The following is an 18,317-nucleotide window of genomic DNA, read 5'->3' as shown; positions in this document are numbered from 1 at the left end:
GTTGCAGTCCCCGCGATCCGACCGTCCCGTCGTTGACCTGACCCACGAGCGGATCAAACGCCGGTCCGTCCTCGGCGGGCTGATCACCGAGTACGAGCGAGCCGCATAGAAGCCCAGGCCAGGCCTAGCTAGTGGTGACCAGCCGCTACCTCCTTCCTAAACCGTGTGCCATAGCGGCAAGTCAGCCGAGACCGAGCCGGTGCAACCCGAGGGCCACGAACCCGCGCACCGACCGGTCCCAGCCGGGTACGTCGGCATCGAAGTCCGAGCTGCGAGCGTCGGCGAGGACGTCGAGGGCCAGGTCGGGTAGCTGGTCGCCGCGCCGGTACGCCAACGCCACCGCCGCTGTGACCCGGACGACCGCAGTATTCGCGGACAATAGCTCGCTGAGGCGTGCGTCGATCCGCTCCGAACCGACCGGACAGTGGCCGAGCGTCAAGTTGGCGCTGGCGCGGGTGGCGGCGCAGACGTCATCACCCGGGACCGCGATGAGCCCGGCCAGCGCGGCCTCGTCGGATGCGAACCAGGCGAGTAGTTCGGCGGCGTATCCGGCCAGCTGCTGGTCCGGATCGGTCAGCCAGCCGACGTACCGGTCGGTGTGCCGGGCTCCGGCATGGAAGGCGTCGGCGTCCCAACGGACCGCCACCTTGTCGGCCAGCCCTGCGGCCTCCTCGTGCTCGAACAGGTCTTCGGCCTCCAGATGCCGCTCCACCAGCGCTGCCTGTTCGTCGGTGATCCCCTCGGCGGCGGCAAAGGTCCGCCGCGGATCAAACGGCAGCTCGTCGTCGCGCCGGTCGCCGAGCACCACAGAACGGAAAAGGTCGACCACCGCTGCCCGGTCCGGGGTGTCCGGGTCGACGGCGAGCGCTACCAGGAACGGCACCACATGGCAGCTCGCCCCCCACCGCGCGCCCTGGTGGTAGACGTTGCCGAACAGCTCGGACAACGCACGACGTCGGACCGACACGTCCACCGAGCGCAACGCTCGCAACTGGTCCGGTACGTCGACGGCCGGCCCATACGCATGATGCAGCGACTCCCACGGGACGTCGTCAAGCCCGGCCAGCGGGTCGGTTGGTTGATCCATCCGGCGGTTCTACCAGCAGCGGGCAGGGAGCCGGAAGTTGCCGCTGACATCAGTCGTTGACATCAACGGTGGTGGCCGAAGCTGGATGAGTGCGAAGGGATGTCGACTTCGACCCGAACCCCTGGACGTCAGCGGACACTACGACTCTCGACGGAAGCACCTTTACAAGCGAGGGGTCGGGTAAGCGCGTCAAACAGGGTCGGCGGCGCTAGGCAGGAGATCGCCCGCTCCGGCCGACACGCCGCGTCGGCCGGAGCGGGCGAATCTGTGGGAGTTGTCAGTAGCGCAGGGCGCGGAGGTTTGCGTAGCTGTCGCAGGCTGACGAGACGCCGTCCGGGCGGGGGCTGTCGTTCTCGGTCAGGTAGAGGCCGACTCCGCTCATCTGGCTGTAGGCGAAGATGCGGGCGAAGTCGATGGTGCCCTCGCCCACGTCGGCGAAGGAGCCGTCGGCGGCCATGTCCTTGACGTGGAACAGCGAGAACCGGCCCGGGTACTGCTTGATCAGCTCCACCGGATCGACGCCGACGCTGGCCGCCCAGTAGAGGTCGAGCTCCATCGCCACCAGGTTCGGGTCGGTCTCGCGGACCAGCACGTCGTAGCCGCGTACGCCGTTCTGGGCGGTGAGCTCGAAGCCGTGGTTGTGATATGCGACGGTGATGCCGGCCTGCTTGAGCGTGGCGCCGACGGTGTTGAGGGTCATGGCCACCCTGGAGTAGTCGGCGAGGGTCCAGGAGCCCGATCCGGAGATGCGGACGTACTTCGCGCCGAACGCCTTGGCGTTGGCGATGACGCCGTCGAGGTTGTTCTGGAGGTCGCCGAGGCCGATCCCGATGGAGGGAACGGACAGCCCGGCGTCGGCCACCAGGGGCGCGAGCGCGGTGGCCGTTTTGCCGTAGAAGTTGTTGACCGCGCCCGAGGGTTCCGCGTTGCGGTAGCCGCAGGCGGCGAGCGCGCCGAGGGTGGCTTCGGGTGCGCCCGACATGGTGGCCCGGACCGTGTAGAGGACGAGGCCGATGCGGTCGTCGGGTAGCGCGCGGGTCCCCGATGCCGGCTGCGGTGTGCCGATCTCGGAGCCGGCCGCCGCTCGTACGATGCTCGCGCTCTCCCGCGGTGTGATGACGTCGTCCCGCCGGAGAGTGTTGGTCAAGCCGCTGACGGTGCTCACGAAGCTGCCGTGGTCGGTGAACGGGGCCTTCGCCCAGACGGCGTCCAGGATGGTGCACCCGTTGCCGAGGTCGCGGTTGGGTACGCCTGAGTCGGCACCGGCACTGCCGAAGAAGACCGTGGACGAGGTGGTGTAGCCCCACGGGCAGAGGTCGGCGGCGACCTGTTCCGCGGCGGACGTGTCGGGTTCGGCGGCCGACGCCGGCGCCGCGGTGAGCGGCAGGAGTGTCGCTGCGAGCAACACGGCGAGGTGACGGGCTCGCGGTCGATGGTGGGACGGGCGGGAGGAGCTGGAGTTCATCGTGTGTCTCCCGGAAGTCGGAGGGGCAGGTGGTCAGGCCACCGAGGGCAGCGCCACGGATGGCGGTTGCTGGAGGCTGTCGGGGCCGCGCCGGGTCGATGGTGGCGGGGCGGCGTTCCGCCCCGCCACCCGTGACGCTCAGCTCACCGTCACGACCACGATCGAGGACGTCGTCGCCCCGACGCTGTCGGTGACGGTCAGCCGTGCCGTGTACGTGCCTCGGCGGGCGTACGTGTGACTGGCCGACGCCCCGTGCACGACGGCTGAGTTGTCGCCGAAGTCCCACGCGTGATCCGTGATGGTGCGCCCAGCCGCCGGCGAGGCTGTCCCGGCGAAGGCGACCGCCAGCGGCGCGGTGCCGGTGGTGGGCGTGGCCGAGGCCGAAACGGTGGCGTCGGTCTGTTCGCGTACCCCGGCGCCGTTGAAGCGCAGCCAGTCCAGCGCCATCAGGTCGGGGGTGCCACCCGTCTGGTTCGGGTTGACGAAGACGAGGTAGAGGGTGGTCGTGCGGCCCGGATCGGTCAGCTCGACGGTGGGCGAGACGACGTTGTCCCAGCCGCCGGTGCCGCCGATGGTGGCCTGGCCGAGGAGCTGGCCGGTGGGGGAGTCGGCCCTGATCTCGATGTCGCCGCCGCTGCTGCCCGAGGCGACTCCAAAGGTGACCGAGTCGATGTTGCGGAGGTTGACCGGGCCGAAGTTGATCCACTCGCCGTTGTCGATGTCGCCGATGCGCTTGCCGGCGCTCGCTGTCGCGCGGTCGAGGACCTGGATGCCGCTCTGGCCGTCGAAGTGCTCGGCCTCCTTGCTCTTGGTCTGCAGCTCGGCCCGGGTCGAGCCGACCAGATTCGGTGCCCCGTTCGCCCCGCCGTCGGTGTACTGGGCGGAGAGCAGCGTGTAGAGGTTCTGTCCCGGGCCGTGCCCGTCGCCGCCGTTGCTCTCGGTCACTGCGACCCCGGCGCACCCGACGTAGTTGTCCAGCGGGTGGGCGTGTGAGTCATGGCCGAGTTGGGTCTGCACGACCACCTTGGAGCAGTCGATGGTGCTCTCCTCCGGGTCGGTGACCGTCACCGTGTACGGGATGCGGTCACCGAAATCGAAGAAGGCCCCGTCGGGGACGCTGAGGGTCACCGTCGGGCGCGTGTTGCCGGCCGTGATCTCCTGTACGGCGACGGCGGTCTGCCCGTTGGTGGCGGTGACGGTGAGCCGGGCGGTGAAGCGCCCGGGTGTGCTGTAGGTGTGGCTGGGGTTGGCGGCGGTGGAGTCGACGCTGCCGTTGCCGTCGAAGTCCCAGGCGTACTGGATCGCGGTGCCGTCCGGCCCGCTGGAGCCGGCGCTGGAGAAGGCGACGGTCAGTGGCGCTGGGCCGCTGTCCTTGTCGACGGCCAGCTTGGCCACCGGCGGCCGGCTGTTGGCGACGTAGTCGATGCGGTAGATGCCGGCGCCCTCGTTGCTGCCGCCCCGACCGCTGCCGCTGCCCTCGCCAAAGTCGATGACGTAGAGGGAGCCGTCCGGCCCGAACTCTGCCTCGAACGGCTGGATCCACGACATGTTGCCGAGGATCCCGTTGATGGACTGCAGGTCACCGGCGTTGGTGTGGCCGAAGCGGGGATCGCTGAAGGTCTGGGCGGTGTGGTGGATCGACAGCGTCTTGAACCACCTGCGGGTCAGCTCGTAGACGATCCACTTGCCCTCGTAGTACTGGGGGAACTTGGTCAGCCGCTTGTTGGACGGGTCGTAGTCGTAGACGGGCCCGCTCATGGGGCCGCCGCCGCCCGTGCCCAGCTCCGGGAACTGCGCGGAGGCCGAGTAGGCGTACGAGACCAGGGCCGGCCGGGTTGCCGGGAGGTTGGTCAGGCCGGTGTTGTTGGGAGAGTCGTTGACCGGCGCGGCGCAGTCGAACTTCGGCCCCGAGGTGGCGGTGGCGAAGTCGTAGTCGTTGAACGGGATGTTGTTGCCGATGCAGTAGGGCCAGCCGTAGTTGCCGGCGCTGGTGATCCGGTTGAACTCGACCGTGCCCTCCGGCCCGCGGGCCGGGTTGGCGGACCGGGCGTCGGGGCCGTAGTCGGCGACGAGCAGCGCGTTCGTCTTGGAGTCGACGGTGATGCGGAACGGGTTCCGCATACCCATCGCATAGATCTCGGGCTTGGTGCGGGCCGTGCCCGGGGCGAACAGGTTGCCGTCGGGAATGGCGTACTTGCCGTTGGGCAGGGGCTTGATCCGCAGGATCTTGCCGCGCAGGTCGTTGGTGTTGCCGGCAGTGCCCTGGGCGTCGTACGCGCGACGGCCGGTCCGCTCGTCGATCGGGGTGAAGCCGCTGGACTCGAAGGGGTCGGTGTTGTCACCGATCGCGGCGTACAGGTTGCCCTGCTGGTCCATCGTCACCGAGCCGCCCATGTGCGAGTTGGCGCGAGCCTCACCGCGCCAGGTCGGGATCGTGAGCAGGCGCTTCTCCGAGGCGAGGCTGACGCTGTCGCCGTCGACGATGAAGCGGGACAGGTTCAGCTGCTTCTCCACCCGGTCGGACCAGAGCAGATAGAGCCAGTTGTTGTCGGCGAAGTGTCGGTCCAGAGTCATGCCGAGCAGCCCGTCGGACTGACTGGTCTGCGCCGGCGTGTAGGCGAAGTCCAGCAGCGTGGTGACCGCGAGGGTGTCCTGGTTGACGACCTTCAGCGCGCCGGTGCGCTCGATGTAGAAGACCCGGCGGTCCGGCGCCACCGCCAGTTCGAACGGGTCGGAGAGGTCCTGGTTGACCAGGGGGATCCGCTCGAAGTTGGTGGTCCTGGTGGCGCCGCAGTCACCGGGGGCAGCGCCGGCGGCCCACTTGATGCCGCCCAGCAGGTGCGCGAGGAAGGCCGGCTCCTGGAACGACGAGGAGCTGTGCCCGCCGGCGGTGAACCAGGAGCGCCCGCCGTCGTAGTTCTGGCACCACGAGTAGGCATGGTCGGTGCCCTCGTCGAGCCCGGGAATGCCGTCGCGCACCTTGATCTGGGCGAGCGTGTGGACCTTGCCGGTGGGGTTGGTCCGCCAGTTGTACCACTCCTCGCTGCGCTCCCAGAGCTCCGGCAGGTCCTTGGTGGACGGGTGGGCGTGGTCGAGGACCTTGATCCGGCCCGGGAAGGTGCCGCCCGTGGCGGAGAAGTCCGGGTGCTGATCGAAGATGGTCCCGACCAGTCCCTCGTACCAGGTCCAGTTCCGCTCGCTCGCCGACGCGGCGTGCAGGCCGACCCAGCCACCGCCGTTACGGATGAACCTCTGCAGCGCGGCCCGCTGGTCGGCGTCGAGGAGGTCGCCGGACGCCGGGGTGGAGTTGGTGTTGTTGAACACGAGAGCGTCGAAGCGGGCGAGGTTGGCGTCGGTGAACGCGCCCGCGTCGGTGGTCGCCTCGACGGCGAATCCCTGTTGGTCGCCGAGCTGCCGGATGGCGGCGACGCCGGCCGGGATGGAGTCATGGTAGAAGTTCGTGACCTTGGAGAAGACCAGCACCCGGAAATTGGCGGCGGTCGCGGATTCGGCGGCGGTCGCTGCGGTGCTCGGCAACAGAAGTGTGACGGCCACGAGCAGGGCGAACAGTAGCGTGCGTTGGCGTCTCATACACGCGCTCCTTGGCGAGGGTCGGTGGTAAGAAAGCGCTTTCCACGTGCCCTGAACCCTACGAGACCAATTTTGATAGGTCAATATTCTGGCGGCGCCCGCACTCGGCGTCGGCGCATTTCCTGCTGCCGTTTCATGGCATGCCGATAACCACTCTCCTCGCGAAGAGGGAGTGGTTATCGCGGCTAGCTTGATATCGACACTAAATGCTGGTCGGGCACCAGAGCCGACATTTCCGGCCGCCGGCCCTGATGCCCGTCAACACTCCCCTCAGCCGTCCCTCAGAACCGCAGCTTGCGCAGGTAGCGGTAGCCGATCTCGGCCGTCTGCTGCGGTGTCACGTCGGGCGTGTCGTTCTCGACGATGTATTCCAGAACCGAGTGCTCGCGGAAGATCCGGGCGAAGTCGACGGTCCCGGTAGTACCCAGGTCGGCCATGTCGCCGGTGATCTCGTCCCGGTCCTTGACGTGATACTGCAGGACGCGCTGCGGCGCGGAGCGGATGACGTCGAGGGTGAAGCCCTCGGGGTCCGCGACGCCGTCACCGGAGTTGATGCCGCCGGTGACCGCCCAGTAGAGGTCGACCTCCAGATGCACGAGTGTCGGGTCGAGTTCGGCGGTCAGCACGTCCCACGGCCGCTTGCCGCCGCCGAGGTCGATGGTGAACTCGTGGGCGTGGTTGTGGTAGCCGTAGCGCAGGCCGGCTGCCCGCGCCGCGGCGGCCTCGACGTTCATTTGCTCCGCCCAGCGTTTCCAGTCGTCCGTGCTCTCGGAGTACAGGTAAGGCACCACCATGAACTGCTGACCCAGGGTGACCGCGTTCTGGACCTTCTGCTCCAGTTCGGCGGCAGTACCGCTGATCCCGTCGTGGCTGGAGCTGGCCCTGATGCCGATGCCGTCCAGGAACTGGCGCAGCTGGGCGGCGGTCCGACCGAAGTAGCCGAGCGCCAGCTCCACGCGCGGATATCCGATCCGGGCCAGGTGGGTGAGGGTGGCGTCGTAGCCGGGCGCACCCCACAGGGCGTCGCGCACGGTCCACAGCTGGATGCTGATCAGACCCGGGGGTACGTGGTGCCGTCCGGTCCGGTGGGCGGTGGCCGACGCGGCCGTCGCGCCGAGGCCGGACGAGGCGAGCCCGACGCCGACGGCGGCCAGCGTGCCGCGCAGCAGGCTGCGCCGGTCGACGGAGCGCCGCAGCGCGGCCATCCCGTCATGTCCGTAACACATGCTCTCTCCTTCTCGAACGTTATGCGCTGGGGACGAGGACGACCTCGTCGGTGCCGGTCAGGGACGGCAGGCTGTCGCCGCCGGGGTCGGTGTAGGACGCGACGAACACCCCGGTCAGGTGGTCGGTCGCCGGGTCGTGACCGGACGGCACCGTCGTCTGGATCGAGCCGGTGCAGCCGTTAGCGGTGGTCTGCGGGTGCCCGTGGGTGTCGTGGCCGAGGATGTACGTGACGCTGACCCGGGAGCAGTCCACCGGCTGGTCGTCGGTCACCCGTACCTCGAACTGCACGGTGTCGCCGAAGGCGAAGGGCTGGCCCGCGACCGGCTTGACGAGCGCCACCACCGGTGGGGCGTTACCGACCACCACCCGCACCGAAGCGGCGGCCGAGAGCCCACCCGGGTCGGTCACCCGCAGGGTGGCGTTGTAGAGCCCGTTGTCCCGGTACGTGAACGTCGGGTCCGCCGCGCGCGAGTCGACCTTGCCGTCGTTGTCGAAGTCCCACGCATACTTCAGCCGGTCGCCGTCGTAGTCCGTGGTGCCGTCGCTGGAGAACGTGACGGTCAGCGGCGCGAGCCCGGCGGTGGGCGTGGCCGAGACCTGCGGCGCCGGAGTGTGGTTGCCGGTCCAGCCCGTGAAGTCGATCCGGGCCAGCTGCGCGTCCTGGTTCTCACTGAAGTAGCCGTCGCCGTACTCCAGCACGTAGAGCGCCCCGTCCGGACCGAACTCCAGGTCCATCGGGTTGTCGAACGTGAACGACGGCAGCACCGGCTCGATTCCGGTCAGGTCGCCGCCGGCGTCCAGCCGCAGGCCCTTCACGTAGTCACGGGTCCACTCGGCCAGGAGCGGGACGCCGTCGTAGTAGGCCGGCCACGCCACCGGCGCATGTCCCTGCGTCCCTGGCGGGCTGAACTGGTACGCCGGCCCGGCCATCGGGCCGATGCCGCCGGTGCCCAGCTCGGGGAACCGCGCCGACTGGCCGTAGGTGTACCACACCTGCGGCTGCGCCACCGGCGGCAGTTCCCGCAGGCCGGTGTTGTGCGGCGACTCGTTGACCGGCGCGGAGCAGTTGAACGGCGCCCCGGACACGCCCGTCGCGAAGTCGTAGTCGGTGTACGGCAGCGCCGCGGTGGCGCAGTAGGGCCACCCGTAGTTGCCGGCCTCGCGGGCGGCGAGCCACTTGCCGTGCCCGGCCGGCCCGCGCAGCGGGTCCGCCTGGCGCGCGTCCGGCGAGTAGTCGGCGACGTACAGGTCGCCGGTCTCGCGGTTCAGCTCGATCCGGAACGGGTTGCGCAGGCCCATCAGGTAGATCTCCGGACGGGTGCCGGTCGTGCCCTGCGGGAACAGGTTCCCGTCCGGGACGCTGTATCCGCCGTTGGCGCCGACCTTGATGCGCAGGATCTTGCCGCGCAGGTCGTTGGTGTTGGCCGAGGTGCGCTGCGCGTCGTACGCCGGGTTTCGGCCCAGGCGCTCGTCCAGTGGCGCGTAGCCACCGGACTCGAAGGGGTTGGTGTCGTCGCCGGTGGACAGGTACAGATTGCCCTCGGCGTCGAAGCCGATGTCGCCGCCGACGTGGCAGCAGATGCCCCGGTCGACCGGTACGTCGAGGATCTGCTGCTCGGTGGTGAGGTCCAGCTTGTCCTTGACCAGCCGGAACCGGGATAGCCGGAGGGCGCCCTTGAACTTCGCGAAGTCCGCGGCGGTGCCCCAGGCCGGTGCGTCGCCCTCGTTGACGGTCGGCGTCGACGGGTCGTCGACCGGGGTGTTCATTGGCGGGGAGTAGTACAGGTAGACCCAGTTGTTGCCGGCCTTGCCGAAGTTCGGGTCGATCGCGACGTTCTGCAGGCCCTCCTCGTCGTGCCGGTACACGTCCAGGGTCGCGGCGATCGTGTTGCGGCCGGTGTCCGGGTCGTGCAGCCGGACCTCACCGGCGCGGGTCACGTGCAGCACCCGGCGGTCGGGCAGCACCGCGAGGTCCATCGGCTCGCCCGGGCTGTCGTTGAGGGTCACCTTCTGGAAGTCGCTCTCGGGCGGCGGGCTGGTCGGCGCGGCCGTCGCGACGGTGGGGGTGGCGATGAGCGCGATGGTCGTCAGAACGGCTACTGCGAGCGCGGGTCGTCTCTTCATCTGCCTCTCCTTGCTCGGGACTGGTCGGGGCAGGTCGAGGAAGCCAACAACTCCTTGATGGACCTGTGCGGGCATGGCTGAGTCGCTCGTCGCGAGGCACGCCGCCACCGCGGTGTCGAGCAGGTTGTCGACGGCCTCGCGGCTGCGTGGTCGGGAAGGAGCGGAGGACAGAGGTAGGGGGACAAATGCGGTCAGATGTCGGCCGGTAGCCAGGGCCGCCAACGTGGCGGTTAACCGCGACGAAACACCATCGACCTGGCCGACGCTACAAAAGACATGACCACATGTCTATAACTTTCGTTTGGATCAACTGAACTTTCGTCCGATGCGGACGAAAGTAGTTTCTTCGTGTGTGGACGCACCTAACCCTGGTTCGCACCTCAACAAGCAGCCAAGTTCCCCTGGGCGGGTGGCCTACGGTGAAGCAGCGCGGCCATTGTGGTCCTTGCTGATGCGCGGCGCGCGCCCGGATCCGAGCCGTAGGGCCTTGACGTCTTCCAGCTGAGGTCGGGCTGGTCGCCAGCGCGGCGCTCACGGCAACGTTGATCACCGCGCAACCGGCCAGCCTCACTCGTCTCGACCCTTCCCCTGGTACTCGGGACGTTCGTCACCGAGGATTCCGACCGGCCCGGTCGTCGGGTTCCTCATCCACCTCTGCGCCGGTCAGGGCTTCGCCCTCGATTACGCGGCCGCGATCGCCCTGCCGCATCCATCTCGATGTCGCGGTTCCGCACGATCAGGCGCGGGCCTGGAAGCGGGTCAGCTCGTTGGCCTTGCCGTCGACGTCGACGTCGACCTGACCCAGGACCGTCCCGGTGTGCTGGCCGAGCACGGCGAGCAGATGCACCTGGGCGCCGGCCGGGCCGCTGCCGCGCAAGGTTTGCCGTCCACGCTGTACACCCGTCGCCCGGTTTCCGCCGCCGGTCGGCACGCGAGAACCCACCGGCCGACCGGGTCGTCCAGGGCCTCGGCGTCGACACCGGCCAGCACCCGCCGGAACGTGGACTCGTCCGGGGCCCGATACACCCCGGTGAACGGATCCCGGAACACGCGCAGTTCAGCGAGGACCTGTTGCGGCGCGTCAGCGGCCCATTGCGCGACCGCCGCCGCGGAGCGGGCACCGGTCAGGACTGCCGCGACCGCGGTGCCCAGGACTGCAGGCAGCGCATGGAGCATCTGACGGTGCACATGGCGACCATCTGCACACGCTGCCCGTACTACTCGCCGATGCGCGGGCCTGGGTACCGGTGTACGCGCACCCGAGCCTGGCACGTTCGGCGGTGGAGTCCGCAGCCACTGTGGTTCATATGCTCGCGGACGGTCAGCAGTTCGAGACCCGTCTAGGTCGTGGCGTGGCGCTGCTGCCTTCTGACGCTGCCGGCGCGCGTCGGCCGCTGCCGCTTGCGCTCTGCGGTCGCCACGCCTGGTGTGCCGGACATTATCAGAGTGCCTGATGTAGACATCAATAATTGACTATTTACCCGTTGGGTGGGACGTAATAGAGTCGGGACCCGGGCCGGTTCAAGAATCTGGCTGCGCCAGGAAATGAGCCAAGCGCGGACGTCCGGCAGCATTCGAACTGCAGCGTTCGGAAATAGCTGGCCGGGGCATCGACATCAGGCCGACCGAAATTCCGGCCAGATTGATGAATGACGGATCAGGAGCCCAGGCCGGCGCTGTCGTCCGTCGGCTGTGGTGCGGCCCGATTACCTCCTATGGATGGGAGTTGTGGATGAGTGACGTGTCCCGTCGGAAAGTGCTTCTGGGTGGCGCGGCGGCGCTGGGCGGCGCGGCCGGGATCGGCCTGAGCGCCGGCGCGCCAGCTCGCCCCGCCGCAGCCGGCCTGCCGGTGGGCGCACCGCAGCTCACCAGCTCGGGAGAAGCGGTCACGGTGACTCCGAGCGACGCCCGATATGCAGACATGGTCTACGGGAGCAATCGGCGGTGGACCGGCAGCCCGGAGTACATCCGGGTGGTGCAGAACACTCAGCAGGTGGTCGACGCGGTCCAGGACGCGGTACGAGCCCGCAAGCGCCTGTCGGTACGCAGCGGCGGGCACTGTTACGAGGACTTCGTCTACAACGCGGACGTGGAAGTCGTCATCGACCTGTCGGTCATGCGTGCCGTGTACTACGACGACGCGCGACGCGCATTTGTCGTCGAGGCCGGCGCGACGCTCTACGAGGTCTACCTGGAGCTGTATCGGTCCCAGGGTGTGACGATACCGGGCGGGTCCTGTGGTTCGGTGGGCGCCGGCGGCCACATCTGCGGCGGCGGTTTCGGGCTGCTCTCCCGGCTGCACGGGCTGACCGTCGACCATGTGTACGGGGTCGAAGTCGTGGTGGTGGACCAGCGCGGCCGGGCCCGTTCGGTGATCGCCACCTGGGACCAGGGTGATCCCAACCGCGACCTGTGGTGGGCGCATACCGGTGCCGGCGGGGGGAACTTCGGTATCGTCACCCGCTATTTCCTCCGCACCCCGGGCACTGAGAACCGGCCGCCGAGCGAGCAGTTGCCGAAGCCACCAGGACAGGTGTACTCGCACTCCCTCTCCTGGGAATGGGCCGACATGACGGAGAGCAGGTTCCGTACGCTGCTGAAGAACTTCGGGACCTGGCACGAGGCCAACAGTTCCCCGGGCTCGCCCTATGCGGGACTGCACAGCTCGTTGGCGCTGAACACGGCGGCGAGCGGCGAGATCTCGATGTCTACTCAGATGGAGGCCAGCACGCTGGGCGCGGCGCAGCGGCTGGAGGCGTTCATCAGTGCGGTCAGCGCGGGGTTGAGCGCGCCGCGACCGATGCGGGTTCGGGCCGGCGAGCAGGAGGCCAGGCCAGAGTTCTTCGTTCCGCAGGCGGTGCAGTGGTACCAGTCGATCAGATCTTCCGGCGGTGGGGGCAGCTGGACGCGACGCTCAGACTACAAGTCGACGTACATGCTCACCGGTTTTCCGGACGACCAGATCGCCACCATCTACCGACACCTGACCAACACCGAGAACAGCAGCGATCTGCTCCAGGTCAGCTCGTACGGCTGTCAGATCAACGCGGTGCAGGCGGGCGCGACCGCGGTGGCGCACCGCAACTCGATCCTGAAGCTGCAGTATCAGAACTATTGGAGCGATCCGGCCGAGGAGGCCGGTAAAGTCGCTTGGCTGCGCGAGTTCTACCGCGACGTCTACCGCGGCACTGGCGGCGTTCCCGTCTTCAACGGGGTGACCGACGGGTGCTATGTCAACTACCCGGATGCCGATCTCAATGATCCACAGTGGAACAGATCGGGCGTGCCGTGGCACGACCTCTACTACAAGGAGAACTACCCCAGGCTCCAGCAGGTGAAGCGGCGCTGGGATCCGACCAACACCTTCCGGCACACCCAGTCCGTACGCCTGCCGGGCGTCGCGTGAAGCGCCAGGTGCCCGCGGCGGCCCGCCTTCACCGTCGTCTCGTCCAGCGGTGAGGGCGGGCCCACCGACGGCTTCCCCGGTCGGTACGGGTGATCGGCGTGCCCGTCCCGTTGCCTTCGCTCACGTCCTGAGTGACACCGCCAGCCGCCGTGGACAAACGGGAATGTCGCCGTGGATATGGCCGGGCGCGATGGCGTGACCATGCGAAGCGTGAGCGCCGAGGGTGCCGCCCATCCGTCGTACCCATCCGCTCCCTTCATGGCGACCGGTGCGCCGAGCGGGGCGCGGACGACAGTAGGTGAGGTGTCGTCCGCAATGAATAACGAAAATGGAATGAACCCATCCAGGCAACTGATGAACGCCTGCCCGACGAGGTCGCGGCCGTCCGGTGGACCCTCACGCGCTGGGTGCGCGGACCCCTACGGGGGTGTTTCCGCAGTTCCCGGCCGTTGCAGGGGCCGTGCGGGGGCGGGCAGGGTCGATGCCGATCACCCTTCGGAAACAATACGAGCCATTGATCAACGCAACTCAGCGTGTGGATCAGATTTGCTGATACTCGCATCAGGGAGATGCGCTTAACGCCTCGCCAAAGCCATCGTACGGTGGTCGCCAACCGCCGTCTCGATTGTCCGCTGCGGGCGCGCCGTGGAGGCGCCGCACAATTTCTGAGCCCCGTAGGAGCCGGCACAAGCATCCGCGTCCGCGCGATGGACTGGAGGAGCTGTGAAAAAGGTAGGCACACTGAACCGACGTGAGTTGCTGAAACGCGGAGGCGTCGTGGGCGGCGTACTCGCCCTGAGTCCACTTCTGCAGGAAGTGGCAATGGCGGCCCCCACAATGGCGAGCGCGCCGGCAGGTGGCGACGGACTCCGCATTGGTAAGCGAATCTACGAGTCGATCGGCGTGCGGCCGATGATCAACGCTCGCGGCACGTTCACCATCATCAGCGGATCCCTGATGCTGCCGGAGGTGCGGGACGCGATCGACGCGGCCGCGCGGCACTACGTACACCTGGACGAGCTGGCGGACGCGGTCGGCGCCCGGCTGGCGGAGCTGACCGGCGCGGAGTTCGGCCTGGTCAGCTCCGGCTGTTCGGCGGGGTTGACCCATGCGACCGCCGCCTGCGTCGCCGGCGGCAACCCCGACCTGCACGTTCGCATTCCCGACCTGGCGGGTTTCCAGAAGACCGAGGTGATCATCCCTCGGCACTCCCGCAACGTCTACGAGGCCGCGGTCAGCGCCGTCGGCGTACGCGTGGTCGAGGTGAACACCCGCGCCGAGCTCGAGGCGGCAATCGGGCCGCAGACCGCAATGGTCTACGTGATGGCCGGACCACGGGTGGACGACAGCGAACTCCACACCCGGGCGATCGCGGATATCACCGCGCCGCGCGGGGTGCCGCTCCTGGTGGACGCCGCCGCCGAGATCCTCACCATCCCCAACGTCCACCTGCGCAACGGCGCGACGCTCGTCGCGTACAGCGGTGGCAAGGCCATCCGGGGCCCGCAATCGGCCGGGCTGGTGCTCGGCCGCGAGGACCTGGTGCGCGCGGCCTGGGTGCACAGCGCCCCGCACCACGGCTTCGCCCGCGGCTTCAAGGTCGGCAAGGAGGAGGCCGTCGGCATGCTGATGGCCGTGGAGATGTGGGTACGGCGTGACCACGACGCCGAGTGGGCGCAATGGACGTCATGGCTCGAGCACATCGCCAGCCGGGTGGAAAAGGTCCGGGGCGTCACGACGAGGCTCGTGCAGCCAACGGGCCTGTCCAATCGGACACCGTCGCTTCGGGTGCTCTGGAACGAGAAGGAGCTCCGCCTGTCCGGCAGTACCGCCGTCAGCGCGCTCGACGCCGGCGAACCCCGGATCGCCTGCAGCTCGACCAGCAGTGACGGACTGACCGGGGTTTCGATCACCCCGTACATGATGATGCCCGGCGATGAGCGGACGGTGGCGAACGAGCTCTACAAGCTGCTGAAGAACCCGCCACCCCAGCCGGAGACGCCGACGCTGCCGCCGGCGGTCGACCTCACCGGTCGGTGGGAGGTCCAGATCGAGTACCTGGCCAGCTCGTCCACCCACGTCTTCGAGCTGACTCAGCAGGGCAACGAGGTCACCGGTACACACCAGGGCGAGTTCGTCTCGCGAACACTCTCCGGGACGATCAGCGACCGCCAGGTCCGGTTCCGCAGCAACTACCCGGAGTCGAACGGCGACGCCCTCAGCTTCACCTTCACCGGCACGGCCGGCGGCCAGGCGATGGCCGGCGCGCTCGACATGGGGGAGTACCTGGCCGCCAAGTGGTCCGCCAAACGACGTGGGTGACGGCGTTGCCGAGCGGCGCGGGCCAGTCAGTCCGTCACGCCATACACCAAATAGCACCGCACAAAATCAGCAAGAGGGAGGAACATGAGCGAGTCGACTAGGCGGGAGTTCATCCGCCGAGCTCCCGCGGTGGCCGCCGTGGCTGCCGTTGTACCGGGCGCCGTCGCCCTGGACCGACAGGAGGACGACCACCGCAACAAGTGCAAGTGCAAGCCGCCAGTCAAGGAGGCCCACTGGCCAGGCGGGGAACCTCCGAAGAACCCGCTCTTCAGCCCGGTCGTCACCTTCGGGAACCTGGTGTTCCTCTCCGGTATCGGCGCCCACTTTGACGGTGACATCACCTCGCACACCGAGCACGTGCTCAACGAGCTCGAGCGCAACCTCGAAGCGGTCGGGTCGTCGATGGAAAAGGTGCTCAAGGTCAACGTGTACCTGAACAGTCTGGACGACTACGACGGCATGAACGCCGTCTACCTCGGTCGCTTCGGAAAGAGGCCCGGGGTGCGGACCACCATCGCGGCTGCTGCGGGCATCCCAGGCGATTCCCTGGTCGAAATCGACTGCATCGCCGCCATCTGACACATCCCATGGGGTCATTTCGGACGCCCGGTGAACCGCACCGGGCGTCCGATCAGCACCAGCGGCGAGAACGCGCCGCAGGTGCAACGTTCGGAGAAGGAGTCAGCTGATGAAACTGAATTCATGGCGTCGGAAGGCCGCTCTGGCCGCCTCGGTCATCCTCCCGATGGGGTTGGTCGGGGCTGGGCAGGTCACCCAGGCGAGTGCGACACCGATCCAGCAGCCTGGCACGGCCGGCACCGCAGCCGAGCCCCGCTACGACCTCATCCTCGACAACGGTCACGTGATCGACCCCAAGAACAACATCGACGGTGTCCGGGACATCGCGGTGCGCGACGGACGCATCGTGGCCGTCGCCAAGTCCCTCAACCCGAAAGACGCCGAGCAGGTCGTCAACGCCCGGGGCAAGTACGTCACGCCGGGCATCATCGACATGCACGCCCATATGTTCGTCGGACCAGCCAACGATTACGCCGCCGGCTGGAACAGCGTCGCCCCGGACGGCTTCACGTTCCGGGCCGGCGTCACCACCGCAGTGGACACCGGTTCCGCAGGCTGGGAGAACTTCGAGGAATTCAAGACGAACGTCATCGATCGATCGAAGACCCGGGTGCTTTCGTTCCTCAACATCGTCGGCAAGGGCATGGCCGGGGGAGAGCGGGAGCAGGATCTCGAGAACATGCAGGCGGGGCCGGCCGCCGAAGTAGCACTGCAAAACCCGGACCACATCGTGGGCATCAAGACGGCGCACTACTCCGGTCCGGAGTGGGATCCGGTGCGCCGCTCGGTCCAGGCCGGCGAGATCGCCGATGTTCCGGTCATGGTCGATTTTGGATTGGACTCGGAACAGCGCACCATCGAGCAGCTGCTGACCCAGGAGCTTAGGCCGGGTGACGTCTACACGCACGTGTATTCCGGCCTCCGTCGGGAGCTTGGCGACGACGGTCGCCTCAATCCTGCCCTGCATGCGGGTAGGGAGCGGGGAATCGTCTACGACGTCGGCCACGGCGGCGGAAGCTTCTCGTGGGACGTGGCGGTTCAGGGCATGAAGGAAGACTTGCCGCCGGACACGATTTCCACGGACCTGCACATCACGTCGATGAACAGCGGCATGAAGGACATGGCGAACGTGATGTCCAAGATGGTGACCCTCGGCATGTCGCTGGAAGACGTGGTGAAGGCGAGCACGTTGACGCCGGCACAGGTGATCCAGCGCCCCGACCTGGGGCATCTGTCGGTCGGGGCGCCTGCCGACGTCGCGGTGTTCAGCCTTGACCGGGGACGGTTCGGATTCGTCGACTCCTTCGGCTTCCGGCTGGACGGAAAAGAGAAGCTGACCGCTGAGCTGACCCTGCGGGAAGGCAACGTCGTCTGGGACCTCAACGGGATCGCTGCCACCGAGTGGAAGCCCGGCCGGGACCGGGACTAGGTAACTGGTGTAGAACGATGGCCGCTACCGGCGTAGCGGTCATCGTTCTCTATCTACTTCGGGTAGTTGCTGGGGCGCCGATGCCCCTATGTTTGTCAAGTTGTTCGGGGAAACTCGGTGGTGGGGTTGAGCTGTCGGATCAGGTTGTAGATTTCGCGGGCGACGTAGCGTTTGACGCAGCGGATGGTTTCGCGGCGGGTGAGGCCTTGGACAGTGCGTCGGTCGAGGTTAGTCGCGGGTGCGTCGGTCGCAGCGTGATCGGGTCAGGGCGATGCGGTAGAGGGCGGCGTTGACGCGGCGGTCGCCGCCGCGGTTGAGGCGACGTCGGCGGGTTTTGCCCGAGGACGCCTCGATGGGGCTGACGCCGCAGAGGGCAGCGAAGGGATGCTTCGTTGTTCATCCGGTCGCGGTTGTCGCCGGCGGTGATGAGCAGGGCGGCGGCGCTGTCGGGACCGACGCCTTTGCGTTGCAGCAGGTGCGGGGCGTGGGCGTCGATGACCGCGGTGATCTGTATTCCAGTTCACGGGCTTCCCGGGTGAGGTTCTGGATGCGCCTGACCGCGGCCACGCCCGGGTACGCGCCCGGGGGTGAACGTGCCAACGCGACCCTCAAAGGCTGGAAGACCCTGTCCAAGCTGCGCTGCTGCCCACGCCGAGCCACCGCGATCGTGCAGGCAATCCTCGTTCTGCACCACGTCGAGGCCAACCGCTACGCAGTGAAACCCAGCAAACGCGAAGGCTTGCAGCGCGATCGCCCCTTCACCGCTGGAAGTTAAAACTACTTATCGCCCGAGTGGGATTATCGCCGGGTACGGGTTGCCCTGAAGTGGCTCGGATACCAGGTGGCGATGGTCAGCCGGCCGGCGCGCCGGGGGTGGGCTGCAGCGCCACCGCCTCGCGGGCCAGCGCCGTGACCGCTTCCCCGTCGCGTGTTCGGACCGCGGTGGCGGACCAGGGCCCCGGCAAAGATGCTCCTATAGATGTCAAGCCGCGAGTTGAAGATCGTTTGCTGTGATGAGCTGGTAGAGCTCGCGGGCGACGTAGCGCTTGAGGCAGCGGATGATCTCTTTCTTGGACATGCCTTCCCT

11 protein-coding genes and 2 pseudogenes are annotated in these 18,317 nt (G+C 67.9%); 5 read left to right on the top strand and 8 right to left on the bottom strand.

Going from position 1 to position 18,317, the window contains the following annotated elements; genetic code table 11:
• Positions 1-181: 181 nt before the first annotated feature.
• The 7 genes and pseudogenes from KBX63_RS29100 to KBX63_RS35625 all read right to left on the bottom strand — a co-directional run.
• A complete protein-coding gene (locus KBX63_RS29100) occupies positions 182-1,087 on the bottom strand; it encodes a hypothetical protein (protein WP_210916766.1) in 906 nt (301 codons plus the stop codon).
• 277 nt (positions 1,088-1,364) lie between these two features.
• Positions 1,365-2,492, bottom strand: a complete 1,128-nt coding sequence (locus KBX63_RS29095; protein ID WP_210916764.1) for a sugar phosphate isomerase/epimerase — start codon at positions 2,490-2,492, stop codon at positions 1,365-1,367.
• A gap of 198 nt (positions 2,493-2,690) precedes the next feature.
• Complete coding sequence (locus tag KBX63_RS29090; protein WP_247663584.1) at positions 2,691-6,143, bottom strand: ThuA domain-containing protein; 3,453 nt, start codon at positions 6,141-6,143, stop codon at positions 2,691-2,693.
• A 281-nt stretch (positions 6,144-6,424) separates the two neighbouring features.
• Complete coding sequence (locus KBX63_RS29085) at positions 6,425-7,369, bottom strand: sugar phosphate isomerase/epimerase (protein ID WP_210916762.1); 945 nt, start codon at positions 7,367-7,369, stop codon at positions 6,425-6,427.
• Positions 7,370-7,388: 19 nt separating this feature from the next.
• A complete protein-coding gene (locus tag KBX63_RS29080; protein ID WP_210916760.1) occupies positions 7,389-9,494 on the bottom strand; it encodes a PQQ-dependent sugar dehydrogenase in 2,106 nt (701 codons plus the stop codon).
• Between the two features lie 736 nt (positions 9,495-10,230).
• A complete protein-coding gene (locus tag KBX63_RS35630) occupies positions 10,231-10,371 on the bottom strand; it encodes a hypothetical protein (protein ID WP_247663615.1) in 141 nt (46 codons plus the stop codon).
• 119 nt (positions 10,372-10,490) lie between these two features.
• Positions 10,491-10,670, bottom strand: a pseudogene (locus KBX63_RS35625) (hypothetical protein); the annotation flags it as partial.
• Positions 10,671-11,226: 556 nt separating this feature from the next.
• Between KBX63_RS35625 and KBX63_RS29070 the strand changes: the two are divergent.
• From KBX63_RS29070 to KBX63_RS29055, 4 genes are all read left to right on the top strand, one after another.
• Positions 11,227-12,900, top strand: a complete 1,674-nt coding sequence (locus tag KBX63_RS29070) for an FAD-binding oxidoreductase (protein WP_210916757.1) — start codon at positions 11,227-11,229, stop codon at positions 12,898-12,900.
• Positions 12,901-13,812: 912 nt separating this feature from the next.
• On the top strand, positions 13,813-15,222 hold the full coding sequence (locus KBX63_RS29065; protein ID WP_210916756.1) for a hypothetical protein: 1,410 nt from the start codon (positions 13,813-13,815) through the stop codon (positions 15,220-15,222).
• Between the two features lie 84 nt (positions 15,223-15,306).
• Positions 15,307-15,801 (top strand): RidA family protein, encoded by a 495-nt coding sequence (locus KBX63_RS29060; RefSeq protein WP_210916755.1) that lies wholly within the window; start codon positions 15,307-15,309, stop codon positions 15,799-15,801.
• A 109-nt stretch (positions 15,802-15,910) separates the two neighbouring features.
• Positions 15,911-17,230, top strand: a complete 1,320-nt coding sequence (locus tag KBX63_RS29055; RefSeq protein WP_210916754.1) for an amidohydrolase/deacetylase family metallohydrolase — start codon at positions 15,911-15,913, stop codon at positions 17,228-17,230.
• Positions 17,231-17,458: 228 nt separating this feature from the next.
• Here KBX63_RS29055 and KBX63_RS29050 read toward each other — a convergent pair whose 3' ends face one another.
• A complete protein-coding gene (locus tag KBX63_RS29050; RefSeq protein ID WP_210916833.1) occupies positions 17,459-17,584 on the bottom strand; it encodes a transposase in 126 nt (41 codons plus the stop codon).
• 195 nt (positions 17,585-17,779) lie between these two features.
• On the opposite strand from KBX63_RS29050, the pseudogene KBX63_RS29045 reads away from it, so the two are divergent.
• A pseudogene (locus KBX63_RS29045) lies at positions 17,780-18,005 on the top strand (hypothetical protein); the annotation flags it as partial.
• Positions 18,006-18,317: the final 312 nt, after the last annotated feature.

This window comes from Micromonospora sp. U21 (assembly GCF_018070045.1).
Lineage (GTDB): Bacteria > Actinomycetota > Actinomycetes > Mycobacteriales > Micromonosporaceae > Micromonospora.
Note: the sequence above shows the minus strand (reverse complement) of the source record. Positions and strands in the feature narration are given on the sequence as shown.